General features: G+C 68.1%; 15 protein-coding genes. 11 read left to right on the top strand and 4 right to left on the bottom strand.

Features of this window, described 5'->3' with window-relative positions:
- Positions 1–75: 75 nt before the first annotated feature.
- The gene (locus J2Y58_RS11480) at positions 76–1,242 is read right to left on the bottom strand and encodes an acyltransferase family protein (RefSeq protein WP_310103127.1); all 1,167 of its coding nucleotides are present in this window, start codon (positions 1,240–1,242) and stop codon (positions 76–78) included.
- Between the two features lie 73 nt (positions 1,243–1,315).
- Between J2Y58_RS11480 and ispG the strand changes: the two genes are divergently transcribed.
- The 6 genes from ispG to J2Y58_RS11450 all read left to right on the top strand — a co-directional run bounded on the left by ispG (position 1,316) and on the right by J2Y58_RS11450 (position 4,960).
- Positions 1,316–2,440 (top strand): flavodoxin-dependent (E)-4-hydroxy-3-methylbut-2-enyl-diphosphate synthase, encoded by a 1,125-nt coding sequence (ispG, locus tag J2Y58_RS11475; RefSeq protein WP_310103122.1) that lies wholly within the window; start codon positions 1,316–1,318, stop codon positions 2,438–2,440.
- A 36-nt stretch (positions 2,441–2,476) separates the two neighbouring features.
- Positions 2,477–2,722 (top strand): AbrB/MazE/SpoVT family DNA-binding domain-containing protein, encoded by a 246-nt coding sequence (locus J2Y58_RS11470; protein ID WP_310103119.1) that lies wholly within the window; start codon positions 2,477–2,479, stop codon positions 2,720–2,722.
- Positions 2,719–3,105, top strand: coding sequence for a type II toxin-antitoxin system VapC family toxin (locus tag J2Y58_RS11465; RefSeq protein ID WP_310103115.1), 387 nt, complete (start codon positions 2,719–2,721; stop codon positions 3,103–3,105). The genes J2Y58_RS11470 and J2Y58_RS11465 overlap by 4 nt, the downstream gene beginning before the upstream one ends.
- Positions 3,102–4,004, top strand: a complete 903-nt coding sequence (locus tag J2Y58_RS11460) for a DMT family transporter (RefSeq protein WP_310103110.1) — start codon at positions 3,102–3,104, stop codon at positions 4,002–4,004. The genes J2Y58_RS11465 and J2Y58_RS11460 overlap by 4 nt, the downstream gene beginning before the upstream one ends.
- Positions 4,005–4,157: 153 nt before the next feature.
- The gene (locus tag J2Y58_RS11455; RefSeq protein WP_310103107.1) at positions 4,158–4,640 is read left to right on the top strand and encodes a GNAT family N-acetyltransferase; all 483 of its coding nucleotides are present in this window, start codon (positions 4,158–4,160) and stop codon (positions 4,638–4,640) included.
- Positions 4,640–4,960, top strand: a complete 321-nt coding sequence (locus J2Y58_RS11450) for a multidrug efflux SMR transporter (RefSeq protein WP_310103104.1) — start codon at positions 4,640–4,642, stop codon at positions 4,958–4,960. The genes J2Y58_RS11455 and J2Y58_RS11450 overlap by 1 nt, the downstream gene beginning before the upstream one ends.
- A 309-nt stretch (positions 4,961–5,269) precedes the next feature.
- Here J2Y58_RS11450 and ppa read toward each other — a convergent pair whose 3' ends face one another.
- From ppa to J2Y58_RS11435, 3 genes are all read right to left on the bottom strand, one after another.
- Positions 5,270–5,845 carry an inorganic diphosphatase gene (ppa, locus tag J2Y58_RS11445; RefSeq protein WP_310103100.1) on the bottom strand — a complete coding sequence of 192 codons (576 nt, stop codon included), beginning with the start codon at positions 5,843–5,845 and terminating at the stop codon, positions 5,270–5,272.
- 33 nt (positions 5,846–5,878) lie between these two features.
- Positions 5,879–7,801 carry a peptidase M61 gene (locus J2Y58_RS11440; RefSeq protein WP_310103098.1) on the bottom strand — a complete coding sequence of 641 codons (1,923 nt, stop codon included), beginning with the start codon at positions 7,799–7,801 and terminating at the stop codon, positions 5,879–5,881.
- Between the two features lie 71 nt (positions 7,802–7,872).
- Positions 7,873–8,523 carry a DUF1345 domain-containing protein gene (locus J2Y58_RS11435; RefSeq protein WP_310103097.1) on the bottom strand — a complete coding sequence of 217 codons (651 nt, stop codon included), beginning with the start codon at positions 8,521–8,523 and terminating at the stop codon, positions 7,873–7,875.
- Between the two features lie 53 nt (positions 8,524–8,576).
- On the opposite strand from J2Y58_RS11435, the gene hisS reads away from it, so the two are divergent.
- The 5 genes from hisS (at position 8,577) to J2Y58_RS11410 (ending at position 13,881) form a co-directional block, all read left to right on the top strand.
- Positions 8,577–9,911 (top strand): histidine--tRNA ligase, encoded by a 1,335-nt coding sequence (gene hisS, locus J2Y58_RS11430; RefSeq protein WP_310103096.1) that lies wholly within the window; start codon positions 8,577–8,579, stop codon positions 9,909–9,911.
- Positions 9,908–10,984: a peptide chain release factor 1 gene (gene prfA / locus J2Y58_RS11425; RefSeq protein ID WP_310103094.1), complete on the top strand. Its 1,077-nt coding sequence runs from the start codon at positions 9,908–9,910 to the stop codon at positions 10,982–10,984. Before hisS ends, prfA begins: the two co-directional genes overlap by 4 nt.
- 500 nt (positions 10,985–11,484) lie before the next feature.
- A complete protein-coding gene (prmC, locus tag J2Y58_RS11420; protein ID WP_310103091.1) occupies positions 11,485–12,303 on the top strand; it encodes a peptide chain release factor N(5)-glutamine methyltransferase in 819 nt (272 codons plus the stop codon).
- Between the two features lie 247 nt (positions 12,304–12,550).
- Positions 12,551–13,309 carry a DUF4167 domain-containing protein gene (locus tag J2Y58_RS11415; RefSeq protein WP_310103088.1) on the top strand — a complete coding sequence of 253 codons (759 nt, stop codon included), beginning with the start codon at positions 12,551–12,553 and terminating at the stop codon, positions 13,307–13,309.
- A 140-nt stretch (positions 13,310–13,449) separates the two neighbouring features.
- Positions 13,450–13,881: a CBS domain-containing protein gene (locus J2Y58_RS11410; protein ID WP_310103085.1), complete on the top strand. Its 432-nt coding sequence runs from the start codon at positions 13,450–13,452 to the stop codon at positions 13,879–13,881.
- Positions 13,882–14,223 lie beyond the last annotated feature (342 nt).

The following is a 14,223-nucleotide window of genomic DNA, read 5'->3' as shown; positions in this document are numbered from 1 at the left end:
CGCTTCCCCCGGCCCGTTCGTGCTGAGCCTGTCGAAGCACGTGCCCCGGAGCCCGCGCTTGGTTGTGAGCACCCCTCACACGATCGCCGGCCGCGGATCGACATGCGTCCGCCGCGACGCATGTCGCCTGAGCCCGATCAGCGGCCGCAGCGGCCCGATCCGCCGCCCGACGAGATAAAAGGCCCAGCACCCCGCCACCGTCGCGCCGACCAGCACCGCGAACGCCAGCCAACCCGGCAGCCGCAGCGGCGCGAGCCAGAACGCCACCAGCACGATGATCGACTGGTGGACCAGGTAGAAGGGGAACACCGCCTCGGTCAGCATTGGCCGCCACCGCCGGTCGCGGTTCCAGTGTCCGTCGGCATAGCCGATCAGCGCCGCCACCGCCGCCCACGCCTCGACCGCGCGCGCTGCCGAGAAGACGATCCCCCATGGATGCGGCATGGTGCTGCCGGGCCAGCGGATCTCGATGCCCGCGACCAGCGCATAGGCCGCCACCGCGATCGCCGCCGACGTCCGCCACCGCTTGACCAGCTCGGCCAGCGTGTGCGGTGCGCAGGCCAGCGCATAGCCGAACAGGAAGAACGGGAAGTAGCTGAAGTGCGCGACCCAGTCGCCCGCCAGCGCATGCGTCTCGCGCGCGCCGGGGAACAGCACGAAGTTGACGACCACCATCCACCCGATCGGCACGACCAGCAGCGCCGGCCCGCGCATCATCGCGGCGAACCCGGCCTGCGCGCCCCGCCGCACGGCTCGCGGGATCAGCACCGCGCCGGCGGCGAGCGCCAATGTGTACACCCACAGGTACCCGACGAACCAAAGGTGGTTCCAGGCGGGCAGGAAAAGTGTCCCGAGCGTGGTGAACCGGAAATAGTCGTGGCACCAGAAGTGCCAGAAGCTCATCGCATAGCCGTATTTCTCGCGCAGCTCGACCCACGGCTGCACCGGCACGATCACCGCGATGCCGAAGACGAGCGGGACGAGCAACCGCAGCGATCGCTGCCGCGCGAACCGCCACGGCGCCTTGTTGCGCAGCATCAGCGCCCGGCTGGCATAGCCCGAGACCAGGAACAGCAGCGCTAGCCGCCACGGGTTCGACGCCATCATCGGCACCGCCACCCACCAGGCGCCCGGCAGCTTGGCGTGAAAGTCCCATGGTACGAACACCATGCCGACGTGATAGAGGATCAGGATCGCGAACGCCCCAATGCGGAGCCAGTCCAGGCCGTAGTGCCGTTGCATCCGCCGCCGCCTAGCATCGTCAGTCGTTTCCTGCGACTTTGAACTGCCATCCGACCGGCGTATAGGGCGACGCATGTCGATCCGTCCGTGGCGCGATATCGCGCGTCGTCCCAGCCGCCAGATCATGGTCGGCAACGTCCCCGTCGGCGGGGACGCGCCCGTCACCGTGCAGACGATGACCAACACCCCGACCGAGGACGCCGCCGCGACGATCGACCAGATCCGCCGCTGCGAAGAGGCGGGCGCGGACATCATCCGCGTCAGCTGCCCCGACGTCGCCTCTACCGCGGCGCTCGGCCAGATCGTGCGCGCCGCGAAGGTGCCGATCGTCGCCGACATCCATTTCCACTACAAGCGCGCGCTGGAAGCCGCCGACGCGGGGGCGGCCTGCCTGCGCATCAACCCCGGCAACATCGGCTCGTCCGATCGCGTGGCGGAGGTGGTGCGCGCCGCCAAGGCGAACGGCTGCGCGATCCGCATCGGCGTCAACGCCGGCAGCCTCGAGAAGGATCTGCTCGAGAAATACGGCGAGCCCTGCCCGGAGGCGCTGGTCGAATCCGCGCTCGACCATATCAAGCTGCTCCAGGACCACGATTTCCACGAATACAAGGTCGCGGTGAAGGCGTCGGACGTCTTCCTGGCGGTCGCCGCCTATCAGGGGCTGGCCGAGGCGACCGACTGCCCCCTGCACCTCGGCATCACCGAGGCGGGCGGGCTGATCGGCGGCACCGTGAAGTCGTCGATCGGGCTCGGCTCGCTGCTGTGGTTCGGGATCGGCGACACGATCCGCGTGTCGCTGTCCGCCGAGCCGGAGGAGGAAGTGCGCGTCGGCTTCGAGATCCTGAAGGCGCTCGGCATCCGCAACCGCGGCGTGCGCGTGGTGAGCTGCCCCAGCTGCGCGCGGCAGGGCTTCGACGTGATCCGCACCGTACAGGCGCTGGAGGAACGGCTCCAGCACATCCGCACCCCGATGAGCCTGTCGGTGCTCGGCTGCGTCGTCAACGGCCCCGGCGAGGCGCGCGAGACCGACATCGGCATCACCGGCGGCGGCAACGGCCGGCACATGGTCTATCTGTCGGGCGTCACCGACCACCATGTCCAGGACGCCGACATGATCGACCATATCGTCAAGCTGGTGGAAGCAAAGGCCGCCGAGATCGAGGCAGCCGACGCCGCGGCGAAGCTGGTCGCGGCATAGGTCCCGTGCTACATGTCAGGTCCTGGAGGGCCTGACATGACCTATCATGCGAAGGTGATTGCCGGCGGCAAGATCGTCATCCCGGCCGACCTGCGGCGCGAGTTCGGCATCAAGGACGGCGACACGCTGATCCTCGAGAAGGACGAGGAAGGCGGCCTGTCGATCATGACGTTCGAGCAGTCGGTACGCGACTCGCAACGGCGTGCACGCGCGATCTTCGGCGAGAGCTATTCCATCGATCAATTCCTGCGGGAGCGTCGCGCCGACTGGGGTGAGGAATGACGGTCGTCGTCGACGCCTCTGCGGTCATGGCGTTGATGCTCGGGGAACCGGGGGCGGAACAGGTGATGGCGGTGATCCGGCGCAGCCTGATGTCCACCGTCAACGTGTCCGAATGCTGTGCGCGCGGCGTCGAGCGTGGTGCCAGCGCCGACGCGGTGCTCGCCATCATCCGCGGTTACGAGGTGCGGGTCGAACCGTTCGATCTGGAGGATGCGCTGGCGGCGGCGCAACTGCGCGCGCCGACCCGCGCCCTCGGTGCGTCGCTGGGCGACCGGGCCTGTCTCGCGCTCGCCCGTCGCTACGCCTTGCCCGTGATGACCAGCGACCGGCGGCTGGCGGAGATCGACTCCGCGCTCGGCATCGACATCCGCCTGATCCGGTGACCATCCCGCGCCACCTCTCCCCCGCGCTGGCGCTCGGCGTTGCCGCGGGCGGGATCGGACTGTTCTCCGTCATGGACGCGTTTATGAAGTCGCTGGTGATCGCGCTGGGCGTCTACAACGCGCTGCTGTGGCGCACGATGCTGTCGACCGTCATCGGCGGGATCGCGTGGCGCGTTGGCGGCGGGCGGCGGATCGGCAGGCGCGCGCTCGGGCTGCACGTCGCACGCGGCACGATCACCACCGCGATGGCGCTGCTGTTCTTCTGGGGGCTGGCGCGGGTGCCGATGGCGCAGGCGATCGCGCTCACCTACATCGCGCCGCTGCTGGCCCTCCTGCTCGGCGCGTGGCTGCTGGGCGAGCGGGTCGGGGCGCGGGTGGTCGGCGCGTCGATCGTGGCGTTGGGCGGAGTGGCGGTGATCCTCGCCGGACAGACGCGCATGGCACTCGGACCGGAGGCGTTGGCGGGGGCGGGAGCGATCCTCGTCTCGGCGGTCCTCTACGCCGCCAATCTGATCGTCGCGCGGCTACAAAGCCAGGCCGCCGCGCCGCGCGAGATCGCCTTCGTGCAGTGGGCGGTCACCGCGACGCTGCTGCTGTGCGCCGCGCCCTGGCTGGCGGTGACGCCGCCCCCGGACGCTTGGTGGAAGATCGCGGTCGCCGCGGCGCTGGCGAGCGGATCGCTGTTCCTGCTCGGCTGGGCCTATGCGCATGCCGAGGCGGGGTTCCTGGCGACGACCGAATATACGTCGTTCGTCTACGCCGCGGTGCTCGGCTGGCTGTTCTTCGGCGAGATGGTCGCGCCGACGACGCTGGTGGGGGCGGGGGTGATCGTCGCCGCCTGCCTTTACGCCGCGCGTCGCCGCACGGTGCCGCAAGGCGCGCTGGAGGGGGCGGCCTGACCCACACCCACATCGTCATTCCCGCGAAGGCGGAATCCAGAACCTCTGACGGCGCGGCCCTTGCGAAGACCTGCGCGTCTGGAATCCCGCCGTCGCGGGAATGACGAAGAGGAGAGGTTGGGGACCGACGCCCGACACGATACACCCCCACCCATGACCGTTACGATCCGCCCCGCGACCCCCGCCGACGTCCCCGTCATGCTTGGCTTCGTCCGCGATCTCGCCACCTTCGAGAAGCAGCCCGATGCGGTCCAGGCCACCGAAGCGACGCTCCACGACGCGCTGTTCGGCGCGCATCCCGCGGCCGAGGCGCTGATCGCCGATCTGGACGGTCAGGCGGTGGGCTTCGCGATCTTCTACCTCACCTTCTCGACGTGGACCGGCAAGCGCGGCCTCTGGCTCGACGACCTGTACATCGCGCCGGAGGCGCGCGGACAGGGCGCCGGTGCGGCGTTGCTCGAGGCGCTGGCCGGCATCGCGGTCGATCGCGGCTATGCGCGCTTCGAATGGTGGGTGCTCGACTGGAACACGCCCGCGATCGACTTCTACCGCGCCAAGGGGGCCGTGGCGCAGGACGAATGGACGGTGCAGCGCGTCGACGGCGATGCGCTGCGCGTCCTGGCGGGGAGCGCATGATGGCGTGGCTGTGGCTGATCCTGGGCGGGCTGTTCGAGGTCGGGTTCACCACCTGCCTGCGCAACGCCGACGGCTTTCGGCATATCGGCTGGACGCTCGGCTTCCTGGCCTCGGTCTCGCTGTCGATGCTGCTGCTGGAGATCGCCTCGCGCAGCATACCGATGGGCACCGCTTACGCGGTCTGGACCGGGATCGGCGCGCTGGGCACCGTGGTGATCGGAATTGCCTTCTACGGCGAGGCGGCGACGCCGCTCCGACTGCTGCTGATCCTCGGGGCGGTGGCGTGCATCGCGGGGCTGAAGCTGACCGCCGGGCATTGATCGACGGTGACACGGCAAATGGAGCGACGCTGTGCAGGCGCCGCCCCATGGGTCACTTACGGCAGGTGCCGTCGCTATCCTTCGACCGACATTGGTTGCACAATTCGCCGGTGGTCGGCTTGCTCTGCTGTTCCTTGTAATCGCTCGTCGGCCACAAGGAACAATTGGTGCAAAAGTGCCACGTGTCTTTGCCGTTACGACGCCGGTACGCCATGTTCGCTACTCTCCTGTACTTGGACGGAAAAAGTAGCGAGGGCGTGATCCGGTCGATACGTCAGACGCATCCCTTACGGACGATATGGTGTAACCTCAGCGACCCGGCACGTCGTGGTCGTGCGGCTCGACGCCCTCGGCCTGGGCGGCGTCGTAGCGGTCGATCGCTTCCAGCACGATCCGGCGCGCTTCCTCGCGGTCGCCCCAGGTGCCGATCCGCACCCACTTCTTCTTCTCCAGGTCCTTGTAGTGGGTGAAGAAGTGCTCGATCTGCGCAAAGACGATCTCGGGCAGGTCGTCCTTCTCGCCGACGTTCGCGTAATACGGGAAGGTCGAGTCGACCGGCACGCACACCAGCTTCTCGTCGCCGCCGGCCTCGTCCTCCAGGTTCAGCACCGCGATCGGGCGCGCGCGCACGACGCAGCCCGGGATGAACGGCGAGCGCGCGACGACCAGCGCGTCGAGCGGATCGCCGTCGGGCGACAGCGTGTGCGGCACGAAACCGTAGTTCGCCGGATAGCGCATCGGCGTGTGCAGGATGCGGTCGACGAACAAGGCGCCGGAGGCCTTGTCGAACTCGTACTTCACCGGTTCGCCGCCGGTCGGCACCTCGATCACCACGTTCAGGTCGTCGGGCGGGCCCTTGCCCACCGGGATCAGATCGATACGCATGCTCTTCCCCTCTTGAGGTGCGAACGCCCCGCGTCAGCGGGGCGCCAGAAGACGGTCGAGCCCCGCATCGCCGGTGCCGACCTTCTGCAGACGGGGGTAACGCAAGCCATTGTGATAGTCGAGTGTTGCACTGCGGTAGCGCTCACCTTGCTTCACGGTCAGCGCGATCGGCGTCTTCGTGCCCTTCGCCGCCGTGATCGCCGCCTTCAGCCGGTCGGCGCTATACGCCTGCCCGTCGACCGCGACGATCTGGTCGCCGACCGCGAAGCCCGCCTTGAACGCCGGACCGTCCCAGGTGACGCCGGTCAACTCGCCCGACCCGTCGAGCACCATCCCGCCCGAATAGGTAAGATTGGTCGACTTGGCCGCGGTCTCCACCGCCTTGAACGACGCGGTCGGCGTCTCGGTATAGACCAGCCGGTAGCCGTTGCGCGCGAAGCCCTCGATCGGCGCGCCGGCGGCATGTTCGGTCAGGCGACGGTTCAGATACCCCGCCCAGTCCCACGGCACGATGGCGTTCAGCGTCTTCGCCACGTCGTCGAACGTGTAAGTCACCTCGCCCCAGTCGCCGTCGCGGATGCCGAAGAACGCGCGCGCGAAATCGTCGATCGATTTGGTGCCGCCCGACTTCTCGCGCAGCAGCGAATCGACGTCCATCCAGACGAGCAGGCCCTCGTTGTAATAATCCTCGCTGCGCTGCCAGCTGGTCCACCCCTTCGGCCGCCGCGCCGAGATGATCGGATCGTTGGTGGTGTCGACCAGCGACCGCCACTGGCGGCCGGGCTGGCTGTCGTACAGCGCCATGATCGCGGCATATTGGTCGAGCGTGTCCTGCTTGCTGACCAGCCCCGAGCGCGCCTGGAGCACATAGCCCCAGAATTGCGTCTGCCCTTCATAGACCCACAGCAGCGAGTTGCGCATCGGCGTGCGGAAATCGGGCGTCCACAGGTCCGCGCCGCGCCGGAACTTGCCGTCCCAGCTGTGCGTGAACTCGTGCGGCAGCAGGTTGCGGCGGCCCGGGCCGTCGTTCCACTTGGTGAAATAGCCAGGCGTCACGCCGTTCTCGCTCGAGCGGTGATGCTCCAGCCCGATCCCGCCGAGCTGGTCGGTGATCGACAGCAGGAATTCGTAATGATCGTAATGCTGCGAGCCGAACGTCTTGACCGCCTGTTCCGCGAGCCGCTGGTGCGCCGCGATCTGCTCGGGCGTCGCGTTCAGCTCGGCGGGGTCGTCGGCGAAGACGTTGAGGTTCACGCGCGGGGACAGCGCCCAGACCTTGCCGTACCGGCCCGCCAGCACCGGCGAATCGACCAGCACCTCGTAATTGGTGGTGTCGTAGGTGTAGGTCGCGCCGGCCTTCTTCGCCGGGATCGCGTCCGCGGCGGTCCAGCCGTCCGGGTATGTGACCGTCATCTGGATCGGGATCTGCCGCGTGAAATAGCCGGCCGGATACAGGCTGACCGAATTGGGCTGGAGCGAGATCATCGTCGGCGTCATGACGATGCGCCCCTGATTGCCTTGCGTCGCGGAGATGAACTGGAACCGCGCCTCGATCGTCTTCGCGCCCGCCGGCACGTCGAGGTGGAAGGCGAAGACGTCGACCGGATCGCGCGTCCATTCGATGCGCCTGCCGTTCGCGGTGACGATCAGCCCGGCCAGCTTCTCGATCTCGCCCCGCGGGGAGTGCGCGCCCGGCAGCCACTTCGGGAACAGCAGCACCATATGCCCGGCCTGCGGCACCGGGATCGTCTCGGTCACCCGGAAGATCCCCTGCGAGGGGTCGCTGGCGTCGACGTTCAGCTTGATCGTGCCGGGGAAGCGCACGTCGCGCGGTGCCGGGATCGTGTCGGTGAACGGCACCGGTTGCGGCGCGCTGTTGCCGGCGGGAACTTGCGCGATCGTGGGGGACAGGCTGGCGGAGGCGAGAAGAGCGGCACAGGCGAGACGACGGATCATCAGGGCTCCGGTACGACAGAGGGACTGTCGTGACTAATCGGCCCCGATGGCCCCCGTCCAGCCCTATCCGGTCATCCCGCGCCGAGCACGTTCACGCTGAACGCGATCACCCCCATGTTGAAGACGAACCCGGCCAGGCTCTGCCCCAGCACCACCCGCCGCACCGCGGCCGACCGGATCGTCACGTCGGAGGTCTGGAACGTCATCCCCAGCGTGAAACTGAAATAGACGAAGTCCCAATAGTCGGGCGTGCCGGTGTCCGGAAAGTCGATGCCGCCCGCATCCTGCCCGTCGTCGCCCGGCATGTAGAACAGGTGCGCGTAGTGCAGGGCATAGATCATGTTCGAAAACAGCCAGGCGAGCGCCAGCGTCACGATCACCAACACCCGCGTCGCGTCGCTCTCTCGCCCCTGCAACTCCTCGTGGACCGCGGTCAGGATCACCAGCATCACCCCGGCGGTGATCGCCAGCAGCAGCGTGCGGTTCGCGTCGTTGTCCTGCGCCACCCGCCGCAGCATGGCCGGGCTGTCGCGGCGTGGCAGCCCGGCCATGCTGGCCAGGAAGACGAACGCGGCGACATCGAACCCCGCCATGGCGGCGCGCCCGCGTCCCAGCGGCTCCCACAGCAGCGCGACCGCCGCCACCAGCACCACCGCGAACAGCACGAAGCGCGGCGGCGCGACACGCTGTCCCAATCCCCACCATCGCGCGCCGTCGCTCATGCGATCAGCCGCTAGCGCTCCCTGACGCGCGCGACTAGATAGCGCACCTTCTTATGGCCCGTTTTCCCACTCCGCAGCGCGTGCGCGGCACGCAGGACATCTTCCGTGACGAGCAGCGCCGCTTCGCGCACGTGCTCGACACCTTCGACCGCGTCCGCCGGCTCTATTGCTTCGAACGGGTCGAGGTGCCGGTGTTCGAGGACACGCAGGTCTTCGCGCGCTCGATCGGCGAGACCACCGACGTCGTCTCCAAGGAGATGTACACCTTCCCCGACAAGGGCGACGACCTGCTGACGCTGCGCCCCGAGTTCACCGCCGGAATCGCGCGCGCCTATATCACCAACGGCTGGCAGCAGTTCGCGCCGCTGAAGCTGGTCACCAGCGGCGCGGTGTTCCGCTACGAACGCCCGCAGAAGGGCCGCTACCGCCAGTTCCACCAGATCGATGCCGAGGTGCTGGGCGCGCCCGAACCGGCCGCGGACGTGGAGCTGCTGACGCTCGCCGACCAGTTGCTCCACGAACTGCGCGTTGCCGATGGCGTCACGCTGCAACTCAACACGCTCGGCGATGCCGCGACCCGCGACGCGTGGCGTGACGCGCTGGTGACGCATTTCGAGGCGCATCGCGGCGAGCTGAGCGAGGACAGCCTGACCCGCCTCGCAAAGAACCCGCTGCGCATCCTCGACAGCAAGGACCCGCGCGACCGCCCGATCGCCGACGCCGCCCCGGGCATTGACGCATTCATGAGCGCCGAGGCCGGCGCGTTCTTCGAGAGCGTGCAGAAGGGATTGCAGGCGGCGGGCGTCGCCTTCCAGCGTAACGAGCGGCTGGTGCGCGGGCTCGATTACTATCGCCACACCGCGTTCGAGTTCGTCACCGACCGGCTCGGTGCGCAGGGCACGGTGCTGGCAGGCGGGCGCTACGACGGGCTGGTCGAGAGCCTCGGCGGTCCGGCAACCGCGGGCGTGGGCTGGGCGGCGGGGGTCGAGCGGCTGGCGATGCTGCTGGAGGAACCGGCGGCGGCGCGGCGCGAGGTCGTAGTTATACCCGATCGTCCAATTGACGAAGAAGCGGGTACGCGCATCTTAAGCGCCTTACGTCGCAGAGGTATAATCGCGTCGATGGCCTTCAAGCGGAAGGCTTCGCGGGAGTACGAGGTTGCAAAGAAGGCCGGAGCTTCGGTGCTGGTCAACGTGAACTGCGATGGCCTTATTCCTGAGGCTTTTGCTCGTGTCAGGGTAAGGCCTGTGTCGGATCTTCTAGCGGAGACTCGCGACCTAAAGGCTCGTGTCTTGCAGAATTTGCAGGACGCATTTGGTGCCACCTCCGGCTCGCTTTCGGACGACATCCAAGGCGCGCCGGAGGTTTATCTTTTGAAGTCAGCATGACCACCATCTCAATCGACCGCATCCGCCAGATCGAGGCGCGCCGCGACGAACTCGCCGCGCAGATGGCGACCGGCAATCTCGACGGCGACCGCTTCGTCGCGGTGTCGAAGGAATATGCCGAGCTCGAACCCGTCGCACAGGCCGCGACCGAAGTGCGCCGGCTGCGGCAGGAGGCCGAGAGCCTCGCCTATATGGCGACCGATGCCGATGCCGAGCTGCGCGCGATGGCCGAGGAGGAGCTTCGCGACAACCGCACCGCGCTGGAGGCGGCCGACCGCAAGCTCGCGCTGGCCTTGCTCCCGCGCGACGCCGCCGATCAGCGTTCGGCGATGCTCGAGGTCCGCGCCGGTACCGGCGGGGACGAGGCGGCGCTGTTCGCGGGCGACCTGCTGCGCATGTATCAACGCTATGCCGAGACGCAGGGCTGGCGCGTCGAGCTGATCTCCGCCTCGGAGGCCGAGCTCGGCGGCTATAAGGAAGCCGTCATCGGCATCACCGGCCCAGGCGTGTTCGCTCGGCTGAAGTTCGAGAGCGGCGTCCACCGCGTCCAGCGCGTACCCGTCACCGAGAGCGGCGGCCGCATCCACACCTCCGCCGCGACGGTCGCGGTCTTGCCGGAGGCGGAGGAGGTCGACGTCCAGATCGACGAGGCGCGCGACCTGCGCATCGACGTCTATCGCTCGTCCGGCCCCGGCGGCCAGTCGGTCAACACCACCGACTCGGCGGTGCGGATCACCCACCTGCCGACCGGGCTGGTCGTGATCCAGCAGGACGAGAAGTCGCAGCACAAGAACAAGGCCAAGGCGCTCAAGGTGCTGCGGACCCGGCTCTACGAGGCGGAGCGGGAACGGCTGGCGGCGGAACGCTCGGGGACGCGCAAGGCGATGGTCGGCTCCGGCGACCGGTCGGAGCGTATCCGGACCTACAATTTCCCGCAGGGCCGTGTCACCGACCACCGCATCAACCTGACCCTCCACCGGCTCCCGGAGATCCTTCAGGGCGAGATGGACGAGCTGATCGGGGCCTTGATCGCGGAGGATGAAGCGGAACGGCTGGCAACGATCGAGGCTTGAGCCGGCCTGTCGCGTGCCGCGACGGGACTCGGCGAAAGCCGGCCGGCGGGTGGCCTGCCACCCGACCGACGACGACGCGGCTTCGCCGCGGCGTTGCTCCAAGCGCCTTTCCCAACAAAGGGAAGGCTAACAGCGGCGCTGTCCTACACACCCCGCTTCACGCTATCCTCAATCTTTTCCTGCTAAGCGGATCATATGCCCTCCCGTCATTGCGAGCGCAGCGAAGCAATCCAGAGCGTCCGGGCCCTCACCTCGGGGTACGGCGCCGCGCCCGCCATGCCGCGCAGGCACCCCCGCGCGGCGCATTTCCGAATGTTGAGTCGCCGCGCCCGCGTCTCAACATTCGCGACCATGCGGTCCAGCAGCATTTTGGTAAGCCAGACGCGCGCTAACGGGCAAAACCAATTGCCTATTGCCAGAACCTCTACCACTTCGTCCGCCGTCGCCCCGAATCTCCAACGCGCTATCGTCTCAACATTCGCAACATTCGCCGGCCGCGCATGACCCCCCGCGACGCCCTCCGCGACGCCGCACGGCGCTTCGCTTTCTCCCCGACCGCGCGGCTCGACGCCGAGCTGCTGCTCGCCCACGCGCTCGGCCTTCCCCGCGAACGCCTGCTCCTCACGCTCGACGATCAGCCGGTGCCGCCCGCCTTCGCCGACCTCGTGGAGCGCCGCGCGCGGCACGAACCGGTCGCCTATATCACCGGCACCCGCGCCTTCTGGACGATCGACCTCCAGGTCGGCCCGGGCGTCCTCATTCCACGCGCCGACAGCGAGACGCTGATCGAGGCGGCGGTCGACCATTTCGCCGGCACCCCCGGTCCGCGCCGCATCCTCGACCTCGGCACCGGCCCCGGCACGTTGCTGCTCGCCGCGCTCGACCAGTGGCGCGAGGCGACCGGGGAGGGCGTCGACGCCTCGCCGGCCGCGCTCGATTATGCGCGCCGGAACGCCGCCGCGCTCGGCATTGCGGACCGCGCACATTTTGCCGTCGGCAACTGGGCGGAGGGATTGGGGGAGCGCTTCGACGTCATCCTGGCCAACCCGCCCTATATCGAGACGGGCGCGATGCTCCCCGACGAGGTCGCCCGCTACGAACCCGCCGCCGCGCTGTTCGCCGGTAGCGATGGTCTCGACGACTACCGCCGCATCGCCGTGCAGCTCCCGGCGCTGCTCGCCCCCGGCGGCGTGGCATGCGTGGAGATCGGCGCGACCCAGGGCTGCTCCGCCGCCGAGTTGTTCCGGGCGCAGGAGTTATCGGTCGCCGTGCGCCGCGATCTGGGAGATCGCGATCGTTGCCTCGTGGTCACGGGTTGAATTTGGCGGCGCGCGCCCCAACATTTCTCTTTGAGAACGCCTGCCGTGCGTCTAGAGACGGCGCAGGGGCTCGCGAACTCACCGACATGCGTTGGATGGCGTGCCTGCCCTCCCTTCGTCATCAACCGCTGCGGTCCGGCGGTCATGGCAGGCCCACGATGCGAACGGCGTCGTGGTGCCGGGGAACGATTGCAACCCGTGCATCGGGAGCGAATGCCGGTTTTGGTTCCAGGACGAGGACAGTGAATTGATCAATAACCGTCAGAACGGTCGCCGTCGCGGCCGTGGTGGTGGCCAGCAGCGTCAGGGTGGCGGCGGTGGTCACGGGCAGCGTGACAGCGGCAACCGGATCGACAGCCGCGCGCGCGGCAATGCCGCCCAGCTGCTCGAAAAGTACCGGAACCTCGCGCGCGACGCGCAGATGGCGGGCGATCGGGTCAACACCGAATATTACCTGCAGTTCGCGGACCATTATTTCCGTGTCCTCGCCGACCAGCGCGGTCGCAGCGACGATCAGCAGCCGATGCGCCGCCAGCGCGACGATTTCGATAACTTCGACGACGCCGACGATTATGGCGACGAGGGCGAGCCGATCCGCGCCGACGATCAGCCGCGCGCGGTCGAGGCCGAGCAGCCGCAGCGCCAGGAACGTTTCCGCGAAAACCGCCAGCGCGACGATCGCCCGCGTGGCGAGCGGCAGCGTGACGACCGCCCGCGCGCCGAGCGTCCCGCGATCGTGAGCGACGAGCAGCAGCCGGTCGCCGTGGTCGAGGAAGCGCCGGTTGCGGCGGTGCAGGGCGACGAGGAGGCGGCGCCGCGTCGTCGCCGTACGCGCAAGCCCCGCGAGGAAGCCACCCCGGCCGACGCCCCCGCGTTCGACGCCGATCGGCTCCCGCCGGCTCTGGGTGCGAACACCGACGCCGACGCGCCGGCTGGCGAGGAGGCGCCCAAGCCGCGCCGCCGTCGCGTCCGCGCCGCCCCGACCGAGGTTGCCGCGGCCGAATAAGGCCCATCCCCTTCACCGTATCGCCCAACGGCCGGCGTTCGTTCGCGAACGCCGGCCGTTGTCGTTTCATCGGCTTGTCTTTGCGGGCGAATATGGGATGCTCGCCCCGCGACAACGATCGCATTGCAGGGGAGAGGATCATGACCATCGCCGCCATCATCGGCCGCAAGGGCTCTGACACGATCGCGGTCGCGCCCGATACGCCGCTCGGCACCGTCGTCGCATTGCTGGCCGAACACCGGATCGGCGCCGTTCCCGTCGTTGACGGCGGCGCGGTCCACGGCATCTTCTCGGAACGCGACGTGATCCGCTTGCTGGCGAAGGGTGACGCGGCGCAGTTGCTCGGCATAACGGTCGGCGAGTTGATGACGCGCGAGCCGCTGACCGTCACCCGCGACGACTCGGTCCTCGCCGCGCTCTCGCTGATGACCCATCGCCGCATCCGGCACCTACCGGTCGTCGAACACGGCGTGCTGATCGGGATCGTCTCGATCGGCGACCTGGTGAAATACCGCATCGACCGCATCGAAGCCGATGCAAGCGCGATGCGCGACTACATCCAGCAGGCGTGATTCGCGGTTTGTGACAGGTCGGAGTCGGATCGACCTGATAAAGAATGACGGATTTCCGCGGTTTTCGATCGATCTCGACATAAAATTGCAAAAAGTGGTTGACCGATGTGGTGGGTATCCGTAGAGGGCGTGTCACCGCAGCGGTGCTGCTCTTTCGGAGCGGTTGCAGCGGTCGCCACATGGACGGACAGCGGTTTTTTCGCTAGGGATAGCGGGAAGGATCGGTTGTCCGGTTTGTTGTCGGCAGGCTCTTTGACATTGTAGGTTAAGATGAAGGGACATGTGGGCGGCGGCTCTGCGGGTCTTGTGCATTCAAGGTGCATGGGGGTCGATAGAAGCTAT

This window comes from Sphingomonas sp. BE138 (genome assembly GCF_031456125.1).
Lineage (GTDB): Bacteria > Pseudomonadota > Alphaproteobacteria > Sphingomonadales > Sphingomonadaceae > Sphingomonas.
This window is presented reverse-complemented; position numbering and strand designations above follow the sequence as displayed.